The 15111-nt window shown below is 59.2% G+C and carries 14 protein-coding genes; 13 read left to right on the forward strand and 1 reads right to left on the reverse strand.

Going from position 1 to position 15111, the window contains the following annotated elements; genetic code table 11:
* The first annotated feature begins 122 nt into the window (after window positions 1–122).
* From AC07V9_RS09195 to AC07V9_RS09225, 7 genes are all read left to right on the forward strand, one after another.
* Window positions 123–962, forward strand: a complete 840-nt coding sequence (locus tag AC07V9_RS09195) for a substrate-binding periplasmic protein (protein ID WP_495015407.1) — start codon at window positions 123–125, stop codon at window positions 960–962.
* A gap of 22 nt (window positions 963–984) precedes the next feature.
* Window positions 985–1338 carry a DUF4398 domain-containing protein gene (locus AC07V9_RS09200; RefSeq protein WP_495015447.1) on the forward strand — a complete coding sequence of 118 codons (354 nt, stop codon included), beginning with the start codon at window positions 985–987 and terminating at the stop codon, window positions 1336–1338.
* Window positions 1335–2150 carry an OmpA family protein gene (locus AC07V9_RS09205; RefSeq protein ID WP_495015408.1) on the forward strand — a complete coding sequence of 272 codons (816 nt, stop codon included), beginning with the start codon at window positions 1335–1337 and terminating at the stop codon, window positions 2148–2150. Before AC07V9_RS09200 ends, AC07V9_RS09205 begins: the two co-directional genes overlap by 4 nt.
* Before the next feature lie 231 nt (window positions 2151–2381).
* Window positions 2382–3821: a PLP-dependent aminotransferase family protein gene (locus AC07V9_RS09210; RefSeq protein WP_314582736.1), complete on the forward strand. Its 1440-nt coding sequence runs from the start codon at window positions 2382–2384 to the stop codon at window positions 3819–3821.
* Window positions 3822–4050: 229 nt separating this feature from the next.
* Window positions 4051–4629 (forward strand): translation initiation factor 2, encoded by a 579-nt coding sequence (locus AC07V9_RS09215; protein WP_495015409.1) that lies wholly within the window; start codon window positions 4051–4053, stop codon window positions 4627–4629.
* A 97-nt stretch (window positions 4630–4726) separates the two neighbouring features.
* On the forward strand, window positions 4727–4984 hold the full coding sequence (locus AC07V9_RS09220) for a YkgJ family cysteine cluster protein (protein WP_495015410.1): 258 nt from the start codon (window positions 4727–4729) through the stop codon (window positions 4982–4984).
* A gap of 57 nt (window positions 4985–5041) precedes the next feature.
* Window positions 5042–5647: an START domain-containing protein gene (locus AC07V9_RS09225; RefSeq protein WP_495015411.1), complete on the forward strand. Its 606-nt coding sequence runs from the start codon at window positions 5042–5044 to the stop codon at window positions 5645–5647.
* A 65-nt stretch (window positions 5648–5712) separates the two neighbouring features.
* Here AC07V9_RS09225 and gltA read toward each other — a convergent pair whose 3' ends face one another.
* Complete coding sequence (gene gltA / locus AC07V9_RS09230) at window positions 5713–7002, reverse strand: citrate synthase (RefSeq protein WP_495015412.1); 1290 nt, start codon at window positions 7000–7002, stop codon at window positions 5713–5715.
* Between the two features lie 364 nt (window positions 7003–7366).
* Between gltA and sdhC the strand changes: the two genes are divergently transcribed.
* The 6 genes from sdhC (at window position 7367) to odhB (ending at window position 15025) form a co-directional block, all read left to right on the forward strand.
* The gene (gene sdhC / locus AC07V9_RS09235) at window positions 7367–7741 is read left to right on the forward strand and encodes a succinate dehydrogenase, cytochrome b556 subunit (RefSeq protein WP_495015413.1); all 375 of its coding nucleotides are present in this window, start codon (window positions 7367–7369) and stop codon (window positions 7739–7741) included.
* Entirely contained in the window at window positions 7735–8103 is a 369-nt protein-coding gene (gene sdhD / locus AC07V9_RS09240; RefSeq protein ID WP_495015414.1) for a succinate dehydrogenase, hydrophobic membrane anchor protein, read from the forward strand. The genes sdhC and sdhD overlap by 7 nt, the downstream gene beginning before the upstream one ends.
* Window positions 8104–8106: 3 nt before the next feature.
* Entirely contained in the window at window positions 8107–9879 is a 1773-nt protein-coding gene (sdhA, locus tag AC07V9_RS09245; RefSeq protein WP_495015415.1) for a succinate dehydrogenase flavoprotein subunit, read from the forward strand.
* A gap of 11 nt (window positions 9880–9890) precedes the next feature.
* Complete coding sequence (locus AC07V9_RS09250; protein WP_495015416.1) at window positions 9891–10595, forward strand: succinate dehydrogenase iron-sulfur subunit; 705 nt, start codon at window positions 9891–9893, stop codon at window positions 10593–10595.
* A 324-nt stretch (window positions 10596–10919) separates the two neighbouring features.
* Window positions 10920–13751 carry a 2-oxoglutarate dehydrogenase E1 component gene (locus AC07V9_RS09255; RefSeq protein WP_495015417.1) on the forward strand — a complete coding sequence of 944 codons (2832 nt, stop codon included), beginning with the start codon at window positions 10920–10922 and terminating at the stop codon, window positions 13749–13751.
* Between the two features lie 41 nt (window positions 13752–13792).
* Window positions 13793–15025, forward strand: a complete 1233-nt coding sequence (gene odhB / locus AC07V9_RS09260) for a 2-oxoglutarate dehydrogenase complex dihydrolipoyllysine-residue succinyltransferase (protein WP_495015418.1) — start codon at window positions 13793–13795, stop codon at window positions 15023–15025.
* Window positions 15026–15111 lie beyond the last annotated feature (86 nt).

Genomic DNA, 15111 nt, shown 5'->3' on the forward strand with positions numbered 1-15111 from the left:
AAGAGAACCCGTTCATTTCGGGCTGCTCGAACGCGTTGACCGTCGAAAGCTTTCGATGACTGACGCCTTCAGCTGCTTTGGGTGAGCGGGTTTTTTTATTGGATCGGAAAAAGGATGTTGCCATGTCGTCGCCAAGGCAAACGCTGACCGCGTTGATCGCAGGCCTGCTGCTGTTGCCCTCGGTGAGCGTTGTTGCTGCGGGCAAGTGTGATCGTCTGGTGGTCACCGGCAGCCCGGACGCGCCGCCCTATCTGTGGCGCGACCCGCAAGACCCGGCCCATCTGATGGGCGCCAACGCCGACTTGCTCAAGGAAGTCGCGACGCAGTTGGGCGTGAAAGTCGACTTGCTCTATGGCGGCAAGCGCAGCCAGGCGCTGGAAGAAGTGCGCACCGGGCGCATGGACCTGCTGGCCGACACGCCGCTCAACAGCAATGAGCTTGAATCCCTGGACTTCGTTCACCCGCCGATCGCCCAGAACGAAATCATGGTCTGGACCAAGGCCGGACACGCCCAGCCGTTCAACGCCCTTGCCGATCTGCAAGGCCACTCCGGCGCCATCTCGGAAAAAACGCGTATCACGCCCGGTTTCGACAATGCCATCAGGGAACACTTGACCCTCGAAAAGCAGCCGAACCTGACCCAAGCCTTTCAAAAACTCATGCTGGGGCAAGTCGAATTCGTACTCGCCGGTCGTTACGCGGGCATGGCGTTGACCCAGGCCCTGGGCATGGCCAAGGACCTGCAGGCGCAGCCGTTACCGCTGGATCGTCCGGGCCTGTACTTGGCGCTGTCATTCAACTCGGCTTGCAACGATCCGTGGTTGCGCGGACAGCTGGCAAAAAAAATGACAGAATTGGCGGCTTCGGGCCGCGCCATTGAAGCCATTGCGCGCAATCTGGAACTGTGGAAGGCCCAGCTCCAGCAGCCGACCAGCGCCGTAACCAGCAAGACTGTTCAGTAGGAATGTTTTCTTGAGCTTTTTTTTGAAAGTCCGACCGCTATTCGCCGTCATGGCAATCGCCTCTCTGTTTGGTTGCGCCAATGATCCTGCGCCGACCGAGCAGCTCAAACTCACCCAGCAGGCCGTGGCCCAAGCCACTGCCGTCGGTGCCACTGTTGATGAGCCGGACATGGCTGCCGCGCAGTCGAAGCTGACTCAGGCCCAGGCCGACATGGCGAGCAAATCCTTCAAGGATGCGCGCATGCAGGCCGAACAGGCCGAACTGGATGCGCGGCTGGCCGAGGCTCGTGTGCTGACGCAGAAGAGTGATGAGCAGCTGATGCAAGTGAACACGCGTCTTGAGCGTCTGCGCAAACAGTTGGGGGCCGCCCAATGAATCGCTTTCCTCGGATGCTGAGTGTGTGCCTGATGCTGGGCAACGCCGGACTGTACGGCTGTGCGGCTCATCAAGACAGTGAAAAGGCACTGCAAAGCGCCAGCGCCGATTTCCAGAAGGTAAAGGGCGACACCAATGTTTTGCGCAGTGCGCCCCGAGACGTGATACGCGCCGGCGAGCTACTCGGTCGAGCCGAACGTTTATCCAGTTATGTCGGCAGCGCCGATGATGTGAGTCATTACGCGTACCTGAGCAGCCGCTATAGCGCCATCGCCGCCGAGCACAGCCAACTGTTGCTCAATCAGGAAAAGCTCGCGCGCCTCGAACTCGAGCGTCAGCGTCTGCAACTGGCATTGCGTGAGGCCAAGCTGGCCGACGCACAACAGCAGGGCAAGTGGGCGGAAGATCAGGTCATCAGCCTCTCTACGCAGCAAAGCGAGCGCGGGCTGGTCATGACTCTGGGCGACATGTTGTTCGACACCGGCCGCGCTGAACTCAAGAGCTCAGCCAACCGTACCGTGTTGAAGGTCGTGCAGTTTCTCCAGTTCAACCCCAAGCGGGTCGTGCGGATCGAGGGCTACACTGACAGCACGGGTGATAGCCAGGAGAACCTGCAGCTGTCCCGTGATCGTGCTCAAGCGGTGGCCGATGTGCTGTCCGATCTTGGCATCGAAGACGAGCGCATTCAGGTCGAAGGTTATGGCGACCAGTTTGCGGTGGACGTGAACACCTCCGAGCGGGGTCGGGCGCAGAATCGTCGAGTTGAGATCGTGTTTTCAGACGAGAACGGCAAGCTCAGCACCCCTCGCTGAAAAAAATATTCTCGCCAAGCCCGGTTTTCTTTGCAGAAGCCGGGCTTTTTCGTGAAAAGAGGCCGGCCGTTTGGCGGTTATCCCGCATTAAATTTTTCATCAAACCGAAGTATGGCTAGCCGCCAAGCCAACTGTCCCCGTACACTTCGCAACTGTTCTGGTGATCGCTCTGCACTGATCGCCGCCTCATCTTCGTAATGGCCGTGAGTGAGTGGAATCGAGGGACGCGAAATGACCAATCTCCTGCTGTATCAACGTATCGCCCAGCAGTTGGCTGAGGACATCCGTCGTGGCGTGTACCAGCCCGGCGAGCGCGTTCCTTCCGTTCGAAAAATGAGCTCGCAGCTTAATGTGAGCCATGCCACGGTCCTCCAGGCTTACGCCAATCTCGAAGATCAAGGTCTGATCCGGGCCCGCCCCCAGTCCGGTTACTACGTTCACCAGACGCCTGCGCTGACCGCGCCAACCCCCGATATCGCGCGGGTTGAGCGTCCCGGTCTGGTCACTCGGGCCAGCATTATTCAGCAGGTGTTGGTGGAGGCTCGTCGCGAAGGGGTGTTTGCCTTCGGCGCAGCCGTGCCACACATTGATTACCTGCCGCTGCGCGCGCTGCATCAGCAGCTGGCCAAGGTCACGCGCTTCCAGAGTCCTCGCGCCTTCAACTACATGTTCAGCCCCGGCTTCGAGCCGCTGCGCCGTCAGGTGGCCATTCGCATGCGCGACGCGGGCGTAGTGGTTGATCCGTCCGAGGTGGTGATCACCCACGGCTGCGTTGACGCGCTGCAAATGTCGCTGCGGGTGTTGACCAGCCCTGGCGACCTGATCGCTGCCGAGTCGCCGACTTATTACGGGTTGTTGCAGCTGGCGGATTTGCTGGGTCTGAAAGTCATCGAGATTCCCAGCGACCCGAATACCGGCATCAGCCTCGAGGCCTTGCAACTGGCGGCCAACCAGTGGTCGATCAAGGCGCTAGTGATGACCTCGCGCCTGAGCAATCCGCTGGGCAGCACCATGCCGGAAGAGCGCCAAAAGCATCTGTTGCGGCTGGCTTCGGACTTCGACATTCAGGTCATTGAGGACGATATCTACGGCGAGCTCATGTACGAGCAGAACAAGACCAAGGCGCTAAAGGCGTTCGATCGTCTGGGTCGGGTGATCTACTGTTCGAGCTTTTCGAAGACCCTGTCGCCGGGAGTGCGTATCGGCTGGATGATTGCCGGTAAATACCAGGCGGAAATCCAGCGCTTGCAGACGTTCAGCACCCATTCGGCGTGCAGCGTGACGCAAATGGCGGTGGCGTCCTACCTGGAAAACGGCGGATACGATCGTCATTTACGCTACATCCGACAAGAACATCGCAAGAACCTGAGTGCATTCCAGCTGGCGGTGCAGCAGATGTTCCCGGAAGGCACGCAGATCAGTCGTCCTGCGGGTGGCTTCATTCTCTGGATCAGCCTGCCGGGCCGGGTGAACACTCAAGAGCTTCACGTGCGGGCGCTGGAGCAGGGCATCAGCATCGCCCCGGGCCTCATCTTCAGCAACACAGAGCAGTTCAACCACTGTATTCGTCTGAACTGTGGCCTGCCATGGAATCGCGAAGCGGAGAGGGCGCTGATGACCCTCGGCATGCTCGCCAAACAGCTGTGTCAGGATGCCGGTCAATCCTGGTGAACTCTTTTGAGGCAACGTTTTCCACCCTTTGAAGGGGCTGGCTGACAAGGCATTTACTTGTCAGCCGCCATGCAAAGAGCCAGCATATCGGCTTCTGCCTATTTTCTGCCGTTCGATTATGAATTCACTGCGTTGTGTCGGTCTGCTGTTGCTGATGTTGCTCAGCGGGTGTGATGCCGATAAGTCACCAGCACCTCCTGCCAAAGTTGCTGTTCAGGCGCCTGCAGTCGTGCCTGAGAATAAGCCACCGCAAGCCGTCGCGCCGGTAGAAAAGCCTCCCGAGCCTGCTGCTCCAGTTCATGAGCTAAAACCCAATGTATCAGTCGTGCCTGTGGTGGCGGCCAACAAGCCTGGTGATGTGAAGCCCGAGGTCGCGAAGAAAGCCACCACCCCGGCCAAGGCCGCCGCGATCGAGCAGAAGAACCCCAGCGCGAACGCCAAATCCGCCAAGGTCAAAGCGGATAACGCCGAAGTGGCGAACCGCGCACCGGTCGCCAGCAAAAGCAAATCCCCTGCGCAGGTGGTCAAAGACACAAAGCTGCCCAAGGCGGCGCTGGATCTGAGCCTGCCGCCGGACATGGTCAAGCAACTGAACCCTCCGGCCAACGTTATCACTGCCAACCACAAGGCCAAGTCCCCGTCCGCCGGGGGGAAACCGCTGTTGCCGAAGATGTTTCCGGACGCCGACTCGCCCTCGGACTTTGAGCTTCAGGGACGTTTGCTGAGCAACGAAATGGAACTGCAGCTGCGCAACGAAGCGCGCAAGGAAGTGGACGGCGCGGCACTGGACTTCAAGTTCAAGAACTGACGGCTCTGATTTCGGCCTCTGATAGCACGATTTCAAACGTGCGTTTCAGGGAGTAAGATCCAGTCAACTCCCATCGCTTTTGCAAGAGAATGTTTCCATGGAATGCCGTCCGGGCTGCGGTGCCTGCTGCATTGCCCCCTCCATTTCCTCACCGATCCCTGGGATGCCCCACGGCAAGCCGGCTGGAGAACGTTGCGTGCAGTTGTCAGTCGACATGCTGTGCCTGATTTTCGGCCAGCCAGATCGGCCTGCGGTTTGCGGTGGCTTTGCTGCGGATACCGAGGTGTGTGGCGAGAGTTCCGAGGAAGCGATTCGTCTGATTGGCTGGTGGGAGCAGGCTACCTCGGTCGCCTGAAAGGCGATTCGAGCGCTGAATCGATGCATCTGAACGACTGACAATAAGGATTAAAATATGGGTTCGCTGTACCGGATCGCGTTTGGAATTGGCATGACTGTACTGGTTGCAGGTGCTGCGCAGGCTGACGACTGGAAAGTCGCCAAGGACGAAGACGGCATCAAGGTTTCCCTCAGTGATGTTTCGGGTTCGCAATACAAGGCTTACCGAGGTGTTACCACCATCAAGGCCAGTGTCGCCAAACTGCGCAGCCTGCAGGAGGACGTTGCGGGCGCGTGCGCATGGGTTCATGAGTGCAAGTCGCAGAAGGTGCTCAAACACGAAGGCGACAAAACCTGGACCTACACCCAGTTCAATACGCCGTGGCCGGTCACGCCTCGCGACTCGGTCCTGCAGATCACCACGGTCGAAGGCGCCGATGGCAGCCTGACGCGCAACCTCCTGGGCCAGCCGACCTACATACCTGAAGAGAAGGGCTTCGTGCGCGTCACGCAAGTCGACGGCTTCTGGAAGTTAGTGCCCAAAGGGCCCAATGAAACCGAAGTGACCTATCAGGTCCATACCGAGCCTGGCGGTAGCGTGCCGTCGTGGTTGGCGAACAAATTTGTGGTAGATGCGCCGTTCAACACGCTGAAGGCACTGCGTGAGCGCGCGCTGAAGTAACCGGTAGAGTTTCTGCAAGAATGAAAAAAGGCTGCCGATGGCAGCCTTTTTCGTTTGCGATACGCTTACTTGCGTTCGGCCAAAGGCACGATGTCGCGAGACGTTTCGCCGGTGTACAGCTGGCGCGGACGGCCAATCTTGTACGGGCTGGAGAGCATTTCTTTCCAGTGCGAGATCCAACCGACGGTACGCGCCAGGGCGAAGATCACAGTGAACATGCTGGTCGGAATGCCGATCGCCTTGAGGATGATGCCCGAGTAGAAATCGACGTTCGGGTACAGCGAACGCTCGATGAAGTACGGATCGGTCAGGGCGATCTCTTCCAGGCGCATCGCCAGTTCCAGCTGCGGGTCGTTGGTGATGCCCAGCTCGCGCAGTACTTCATCGCAGGTCTGCTTCATCACGGTGGCGCGCGGGTCACGGTTCTTGTAGACGCGGTGACCGAAGCCCATCAGCTTGAATGGATCGTTCTTGTCCTTGGCCTTGGCGATGAATTTGTCGATGTTGGAGACATCGCCGATCTCATCGAGCATGGTCAGCACGGCTTCGTTGGCGCCGCCGTGGGCAGGGCCCCACAGCGCAGCGATACCAGCGGCGATACAGGCGAACGGGTTGGCACCCGAAGAGCCGGCCATGCGCACGGTGGAGGTCGAGGCATTCTGTTCGTGGTCGGCGTGGAGGATGAAGATCCGGTCCATGGCCTTGGCCAGCGTCGGGCTGATCGGTTTGATCTCGCACGGCGTGTTGAACATCATGTGCAGGAAGTTTTCCGCGTAGCTGAGGTCGTTGCGCGGATACATCATGGGTTGCCCCATGGAGTACTTGTAGACCATTGCGGCCAGGGTCGGCATCTTGGCGACCAGGCGGATCGCGGAGATTTCGCGGTGCTGCGGGTTATTGATGTCCAGCGAGTCGTGGTAGAACGCCGAGAGCGCGCCGACAACGCCACACATGACGGCCATCGGGTGAGCGTCGCGACGGAAGCCGTTGAAGAAGGTCTTCAGTTGCTCGTGCACCATGGTGTGATTCTTCACGGTGACCACGAATTGGGCTTTCTGTTCGGCGGTTGGCAGTTCGCCATTGAGCAGCAGGTAGCAGGTTTCGAGGTAGTCGGACTGCTCGGCCAGTTGCTCGATCGGGTAGCCACGGTGCAGCAGAATGCCGTTGTCACCGTCGATGTAGGTGATCTTGGATTCGCATGAGGCGGTCGACATGAAGCCTGGGTCGAATGTGAAGCGTCCGGTGGCGGTCAGGCCGCGTACGTCGATTACATCGGGACCAACGGTGCCGGTCAGAATGGGCAGCTCGACGGGGGCTGCGCCCTCGATGATCAACTGCGCTTTTTTGTCAGCCATGTGGCCTCCTATTTATGCTTCAAATCATCAGACAGGCCCCCCACGCAGGGCCCGCATCACTATAGTGAGATAAATTCTAAAGTCAATTTGCCAAAAGTCTTGTAGCAGAAGGCTTTAACCCACGGTTTTCCTCGAAATTCCCTGCCATTTACGCCTTTTATTCCACTAAAGCAATCCGCCATTGGGGGAGGGCATGTGCGTTGTCATTAGCGGGCTAACTGTCTATACTCGGCACCCGACCGCCAGGGGCTTGCAGGCCTGTTTTTCTTGGGGGTCGTCACTTCCTGGGTAGTGGGTACCTGACCAGTGCACTTCCCAACAACTTGCCCTGATTCCTAGGGGCTCTTCAGTGTGAAAAAAAGCCGTGAAAAGCCAACGACCTGTAAACCTAGACCTAAGGACCATCAAACTCCCCATCACCGCGATCACGTCGATCCTTCACCGCATCTCCGGCATCATTCTCTTCGTAGGCGTCTTCTTCATGCTTCTGGCATTGAGCAAGTCGCTGGGTTCTGAAGAGGGCTTCGCCGATGTGAAGGCGACCTTGACCAGTCCTCTGGCCAAGTTCATCGCATGGGGGCTTCTGTCCGCCCTGCTGTATCACCTTGTGGCAGGTGTTCGTCACCTGATCATGGACACGGGTGTCGGTGAGACGCTGGAAGGCGGCAAACTGGGCTCGAAAATCGTCATCGCCATCTCCGTGGTGCTGATCGTTCTGGCGGGAGTTTGGATATGGTAACCAGCGTTACGAACCTGTCTCGTTCGGGCCTCTACGACTGGATGGCGCAACGCGTCTCCGCTGTAGTGCTCGCGGCTTATTTCATTTTTCTGATCGGATACCTGGTCGCGCACCCTGGCATCGACTATGTCACGTGGCACGGTCTGTTCTCCCATAACGGAATGCGCATCTTCAGTCTGCTGGCCCTCGTTGCCCTAGGCGCTCACGCCTGGGTCGGCATGTGGACCATCGCCACCGACTACCTGACTCCAATGAGTTTCGGCAAGTCCGCGCTGACTGTGCGTTTCCTGTTCCAGGCTGTATGCGGCATCGTAATGTTCGCGTACTTCGTCTGGGGTGTGCAGATTCTTTGGGGTATCTGATTCATGGCTAACATCAATACACTTTCATTCGACGCCATCATCATTGGTGGCGGCGGTGCAGGCATGCGTGCTGCCCTGCAGCTGGCTCAGGGCGGCCACAAGACCGCCGTAGTCACCAAGGTATTCCCGACTCGCTCGCACACCGTTTCCGCCCAGGGTGGCATCACCTGCGCCATCGCTTCGGCCGACCCGAACGATGACTGGCGCTGGCACATGTACGATACCGTCAAGGGTTCCGACTACATCGGTGACCAGGACGCTATCGAATACATGTGTCAGGAAGGCCCGGCCGCGGTCTTCGAGCTGGACCACATGGGTTTGCCTTTCTCGCGTACTGAAACCGGTCGTATCTACCAGCGTCCGTTCGGTGGTCAGTCCAAGGACTTCGGTAAGGGCGGTCAGGCTGCGCGCACATGCGCCGCGTCCGACCGTACCGGTCATGCACTGTTGCACACCCTTTATCAGGGCAACCTGAAAGCCGGCACCACGTTCCTGAACGAGTACTACGCTGTAGACCTCGTGAAGAACGCCGAAGGCGCTTTCGTCGGCGTGATCGCCATCTGCATCGAAACCGGCGAAACCATGTACATCAAGGCCAAGGCCACTGTACTGGCTACCGGCGGCGCGGGTCGTATCTACGCTTCGACCACCAACGCCCTGATCAATACCGGTGACGGTATTGGCATGGCGCTGCGTGCTGGCGTTCCGGTCCAGGACATCGAAATGTGGCAGTTCCACCCAACCGGCATCGCTGGCGCAGGTGTACTGGTCACCGAAGGTTGCCGCGGTGAGGGCGGTTACCTGATCAACAAGCACGGCGAGCGTTTCATGGAGCGCTATGCGCCTAACGCCAAGGACCTCGCAGGTCGTGACGTTGTGGCTCGCTCGATGGTCAAAGAGATCATCGCCGGTAACGGTTGCGGTCCTAACGGCGACCACGTGATGCTGAAACTCGATCACCTGGGTGAAGAAGTACTGCACAGCCGCCTGCCTGGCATCTGTGAGCTGTCCAAGACCTTCGCTCACGTTGACCCGGTTGTCGCGCCAGTGCCAGTCGTTCCAACCTGCCACTACATGATGGGCGGCGTCGCGACCAACATTCATGGCCAGGCCATGACCATGGACGCTGACGGCAACGACACGATCATCCCGGGCCTGTTTGCCGTGGGCGAAGTGGCTTGCGTATCGGTTCACGGTGCCAACCGTCTGGGCGGCAACTCGCTGCTCGATCTGGTGGTGTTCGGTCGCGCTGCCGGCCTGCACCTGGAAAAGGCCCTGACCGACGGCATCGAATACGACGACGCGACCCAGGCCGATATCGACGCTGCACTGTCGCGCCTGAACGCACTGAACAACCGTACCGATGGCGAAGACGTTGCCACTCTGCGTCGCGAGCTGCAAAGCTGCATGCAGAACTACTTCGGTGTATTCCGTACCGGCGAATACATGAAGAAGGGCATCGAGCAACTGGCCGACCTGCGTGCGCGCATCGCCAACGTCAAGATCAACGACAAGTCCCAGGGCTTCAACACCGCGCGTATCGAAGCGCTGGAGCTGCAGAACCTGCTGGAAGTCGCTGAAGCCACCGCGATCGCTGCCGATACGCGTACCGAGTCCCGCGGCGCTCACGCCCGTGAAGACTTCGAAGACCGTGACGACGTCAACTGGCTGTGCCATACCCTGTACTACCCGGGTGAGAAGCGGGTTGCCAAACGTGCCGTCAACTTTGCGCCGAAGACCGTACCGGCGTTCGAACCGAAAGTCCGGACTTACTAAGGGTGGCCGCTATGTTGAAAGTCGAAGTTTATCGTTACAACCCCGACACCGACTCGGCGCCTAAGACCCAGGTGTTCGACGTCGATACCGGCGGCAAGGACCTGATGGTTCTGGACGTGCTGGCGCTGATCAAAGAGCAGGACGAAGGTTTCTCGTACCGTCGTTCGTGCCGTGAAGGCGTTTGCGGTTCCGACGGCATGAACATCAACGGCAAGAACGGCCTGGCGTGCATCACGCCGCTGTCTTCCGTGGTGAAGAACAACAAGCTGGTGGTGCGTCCGCTGCCTGGCTTGCCGGTCATCCGTGACCTAGTCGTCGATATGAGCATCTTCTACAAGCAGTACGAGAAGGTGAAGCCATTCCTGCAGAACGACACGCCAGCTCCGGCCATCGAGCGTCTGCAGTCGCCTGAAGAGCGTGAGAAGCTCGACGGTCTGTACGAGTGCATCCTGTGCGCTTGCTGCTCGACCTCCTGCCCTTCGTTCTGGTGGAACCCTGACAAGTTCCTCGGTCCGGCCGCACTGCTGCAAGCCTACCGTTTCCTGGCTGACAGCCGTGACACCAAGACCCAGGAGCGCCTGGCATCGCTGGACGATCCGTTCAGCGTGTTCCGTTGCCGCGGGATCATGAACTGCGTAAACGTTTGCCCGAAAGGCCTGAACCCAACCAAGGCTATCGGTCACGTTCGCAGCATGCTTCTCACCAGCGGTATCTGATGTTCCGGCCCGTGCTGATGCGCGGGCCGGTTCGTTGCACCAGTGGCATCGATACATCGCAGTATTTGAAAATGTTGTACCCGTAAACGCTGCGGCGCAGGCTTCAACCGGCGCTGTAGTTTTAACCTGAGCAGCGGTCATATGGCTGCGGCTCTTATTTTGAAGAAATGAGACCAGCAGGGGCATCCGGGCTGGTACCCGGGCTATCTGCGTGATCCTTGGCGACTTGATACAGGCAGCGACTGGATGCATTCGCTGCATGGGCTTTTCAGGTTTGCTCTGGCGTCGACGCCGGTGGTGTCCCCTAACCGAGGGTGACCAAGCATGCAAGAAAGCGTGATGCAGCGCATGTGGAACAGCGCCCACCTTTCAGGTGGTAACGCTGCCTATGTGGAAGAGCTCTACGAGCTCTACCTGCACGACCCTAACGCTGTGCCAGAAGAGTGGCGCACCTACTTTCAGACGCTGCCTGCAGAAGGTGGCACTGCCAACGATGTATCGCACTCTACGGTTCGCGATCATTTCGTGTTGCTGGGCAAGAACCAGCGCCGCGCTCAGCCGGTCTCCGCCGGGAGCGTGAGCAGCGAACACGAGAAGAAGCAAGTCGAAGTGCTGCGACTGATCCAGGCATTCCGTATGCGCGGCCATCAGGGTGCGCAACTCGATCCTCTGGGTTTGTGGAAGCGTACTGCGCCAGCTGACCTGTCGATCAACCATTACGGTTTGACCAACGCTGACCTCGATACCACCTTCCGTGCCGGCGACCTGTTCATCGGCAAGGAGGAGGCGAGCCTACGCGAAATCTTCGAAGCCTTGCAGAAGACATATTGCCGCACCATCGGCGCCGAGTTCACGCACATCGTGGATTCCAATCAGCGCAACTGGTTCATGCAGCGCCTCGAAAGCGTGCGTGGCCGTCCAGCATACTCCGCCGACATTCAGAGCCATCTGCTCGAGCGCGTCACCGCAGCTGAGGGCCTGGAAAAGTACCTGGGCACCAAATACCCGGGTACCAAGCGTTTCGGTCTGGAAGGTGGCGAAAGCCTGATCCCGATGCTGGACGAGCTGATCCAGCGTTCCGGTTCCTATGGCACCAAGGAAGTCGTGATCGGCATGGCCCACCGTGGCCGTCTGAACGTTCTGGTCAACACCTTCGGCAAGAACCCGCGAGAACTGTTCGACGAGTTCGAAGGCAAGAAGAAGGTCGAGCTGGGTTCCGGTGACGTGAAATACCACCAGGGCTTCTCGTCCAACGTCATGACCACAGGTGGCGAAGTTCACCTGGCGATGGCGTTCAACCCGTCTCACCTGGAGATCGTGTCTCCGGTGGTCGAGGGTTCGGTACGCGCGCGTCAAGACCGCCGCAACGACACCACGGGCGAAAAAGTCCTGCCGATTTCCATCCACGGTGACGCTGCATTCGCAGGTCAGGGCGTGGTTCTGGAAACCTTCCAGATGTCGCAGACCCGCGGCTTCAAGACTGGCGGCACGATTCACATCGTGATCAACAACCAGGTCGGCTTCACCATCAGCAACCCGCTGGATGCGCGCTCCACCGAGTACGCGACCGACGTTGCCAAGATGATTCAGGCGCCAATTCTCCACGTCAATGGCGATGACCCTGAAGCCGTTCTGTTCGTGACCCAGCTGGCCATCGACTACCGCATGCAATTCAAGCGTGACGTGGTGATCGACCTGGTTTGCTACCGTCGTCGCGGCCACAACGAAGCGGACGAGCCGAGCGGTACCCAACCGCTGATGTACCAGCAGATCGCCAAGCAGCGCACCACCCGTGAGCTGTACGCCGATGCCTTGGCGACTTCCGGTGTGCTCGATGCCGCTGGCGCTCAGGTCAAGGTCGATGAGTACCGCAACGCCCTGGACAACGGCATGCACGTTGTGAAGAGCCTGGTCAAAGAGCCCAACAAGGAACTGTTCGTCGACTGGCGTCCATACCTGGGCCATGCCTGGACTGCGCGTCACGACACCCGTTTCGACCTCAAGACCCTGCAGGAACTGTCAGCCAAGCTGATGGAGCTGCCGGAAGGCTTCGTGGTTCAGCGTCAGGTCCAGAAGATCTACGAAGACCGCCAGAAGATGCAAGCCGGTGGCCTGCCGATCAACTGGGGCTACGCCGAAACCATGGCCTACGCCACCCTGGCGTTCGAAGGTCACCCGGTGCGTATCACCGGTCAGGACGTCGGTCGCGGTACGTTCTCGCACCGTCACGCCGTGCTGCACAACCAGAAAGACGCCACGACTTACGTGCCTCTGCAGAACCTGTATGCCGGTCAGCCTCGCTTTGACCTGTATGACTCGTTCCTGTCGGAAGAAGCGGTGCTGGCGTTCGAATACGGCTACTCGACCACCTCGCCAAACGCGCTGGTGATCTGGGAAGCCCAGTTCGGTGACTTCGCCAACGGTGCGCAGGTCGTGATCGACCAGTTCATCACCAGCGGCGAGCACAAGTGGGGCCGTCTGTGCGGTCTGACCATGCTGTTGCCTCACGGCTACGAAGGTCAGGGGCCGGAGCACTCCTCGGCTCGTCTGGAGCGTTACCTGCAGCTGTGCGCCGAGCACAACATTCAGGTGTGCATGCCGACCACGCCGGCGCAGATCTACCATCTGTTGCGCCGTCAGGTAATTCGTCCGCTGCGCAAGCCCCTGGTTGTGCTGACGCCGAAATCGCTGCTGCGCCACAAGCTGGCCATTTCGACCCTCGAGGATCTGGCCGAAGGCTCGTTCCAGACTGTCATCCCGGAAATCGACACCCTGGATCCTGCCAAGGTGACCCGTCTGGTCCTGTGCAGTGGCAAGGTCTACTACGACCTGCTGGAAAAACGCCGTGCCGAAGGCCGCGAAGATATCGCCATCGTGCGTATCGAGCAGCTCTACCCGTTCCCGGAAGACGACCTGATGGAGGCCATCGCGCCTTACACCAACCTGACCCACGTGGTCTGGTGTCAGGAAGAGCCGATGAACCAGGGCGCCTGGTACAGCAGCCAGCATCACTTGCGCCGTAGCATCGGCAATCACAACCGCAACCTCGTTCTCGAGTACGCGGGCCGTGATGCTTCTGCCGCGCCTGCTTGTGGCTACGCTTCGATGCACGCCGAGCAGCAGGAAAAACTGCTGCAAGACGCGTTCACTGTTTAACGCCTTCGCGCACTAGAAACCGAATTAAGGAATTACAGACAATGGCTATTGAGATCAAAGCCCCCTCTTTCCCGGAATCCGTTGCCGACGGCACCATTTCCAAATGGCACAAACAGCCGGGCGAGGCGGTTAAACGCGACGAGCTGCTGGTCGACATCGAAACCGACAAAGTCGTGCTCGAAGTATTGGCCGAAGCGGACGGTGTGTTGGCTTCCATCGTGAAAGGCGAGGGCGACACCGTCCTGTCCAACGAACTGATCGCAACCCTGGACGCAGGCGCCACTGCATCGGCTGCTCCGGCTGCCGCTGCTGCACCAGCCGCTACACCTGCTGCCTCGCCAGCCGCCGCTCCATCGGCTGCCGACGAAGACGCCATCGGTGCTCCAGCTGCCCGCAAGCTGGCTGAAGAAAACGGCATCGCGTTGTCCAGCATCAAGGGCACCGGTAAAGACGGCCGCGTCACCAAGGAAGACGTCGTCGCGGCCATCGAAGCGAAGAAATCCGCTCCGGCCGCAGCTGCCAAGCCTGCTGCCGCTCCGGCTGCCGCTGCTCCTGTGTTCGCTGCGGGCGACCGCACCGAGAAGCGCGTACCGATGACCCGCGTTCGTGCCACTGTCGCCAAGCGTCTGGTCGAAGCCCAGTCGAACATGGCGATGCTGACCACCTTCAACGAAGTCGACATGACCGAAGTCATGGCCCTGCGTTCGAAGTACAAGGATCTGTTCGAGAAGTCCCACAACGGCGTACGCCTGGGCTTCATGTCGTTCTTCGTCAAGGCTGCCACCGAAGCACTGAAACGCTTCCCGGCTGTCAACGCGTCGATCGACGGTTCCGACATCGTTTACCACGGCTACGCCGACGTGGGTGTTGCGGTTTCCAGCGACCGTGGCCTGGTGGTTCCGGTGCTGCGTAACGCCGAGCAGATGAGCCTGGCTGAAATCGAAGGCGGCATCGCCACCTTCGGCAAGAAAGCCCGTGACGGCAAACTCTCCATCGACGAGATGACTGGCGGTACCTTCACCATCACCAACGGTGGTACTTTCGGCTCGATGATGTCGACCCCGATCGTCAACCCGCCACAAGCGGCCATCCTGGGCATGCACAACATCCTGCAGCGCCCGATGGCGATCAACGGTCAGGTTGTCATTCGTCCTATGATGTACCTGGCGCTGTCCTACGATCACCGCTTGATCGACGGTAAAGAAGCTGTGACCTTCCTGGTGACCATCAAGAACCTGCTGGAAGACCCGGCTCGTCTGTTGCTGGACATCTAAAAAGCAGCCCCGAGTTGCAAGCTGCAAGCTTCAAGTCAGAAGCAGAGCGGTGTGTGGCTCGGGTAGCTTGGATTGCCCTTATGTAC

It is taken from the genome of Pseudomonas sp. GW821-FHT02A11 (assembly GCF_059421985.1).

What these genes read in the sequence shown, in the direction of transcription:
- AC07V9_RS09195 (WP_495015407.1), top strand. Translation starts at nt 123, where the DNA reads ATGTCGTCGCCAAGGCAAACGCTGACCGCGTTGATCGCAGGCCTGCTG.
- AC07V9_RS09205 (WP_495015408.1), top strand. Translation starts at nt 1,335, where the DNA reads ATGAATCGCTTTCCTCGGATGCTGAGTGTGTGCCTGATGCTGGGCAAC.
- AC07V9_RS09210 (WP_314582736.1), top strand. Translation starts at nt 2,382, where the DNA reads ATGACCAATCTCCTGCTGTATCAACGTATCGCCCAGCAGTTGGCTGAG.
- AC07V9_RS09220 (WP_495015410.1), top strand. Translation starts at nt 4,727, where the DNA reads ATGGAATGCCGTCCGGGCTGCGGTGCCTGCTGCATTGCCCCCTCCATT.
- AC07V9_RS09225 (WP_495015411.1), top strand. Translation starts at nt 5,042, where the DNA reads ATGGGTTCGCTGTACCGGATCGCGTTTGGAATTGGCATGACTGTACTG.
- gltA (WP_495015412.1), bottom strand. Translation starts at nt 7,002, where the DNA reads ATGGCTGACAAAAAAGCGCAGTTGATCATCGAGGGCGCAGCCCCCGTC.
- sdhD (WP_495015414.1), top strand. Translation starts at nt 7,735, where the DNA reads ATGGTAACCAGCGTTACGAACCTGTCTCGTTCGGGCCTCTACGACTGG.
- sdhA (WP_495015415.1), top strand. Translation starts at nt 8,107, where the DNA reads ATGGCTAACATCAATACACTTTCATTCGACGCCATCATCATTGGTGGC.
- AC07V9_RS09250 (WP_495015416.1), top strand. Translation starts at nt 9,891, where the DNA reads ATGTTGAAAGTCGAAGTTTATCGTTACAACCCCGACACCGACTCGGCG.
- AC07V9_RS09255 (WP_495015417.1), top strand. Translation starts at nt 10,920, where the DNA reads ATGCAAGAAAGCGTGATGCAGCGCATGTGGAACAGCGCCCACCTTTCA.
- odhB (WP_495015418.1), top strand. Translation starts at nt 13,793, where the DNA reads ATGGCTATTGAGATCAAAGCCCCCTCTTTCCCGGAATCCGTTGCCGAC.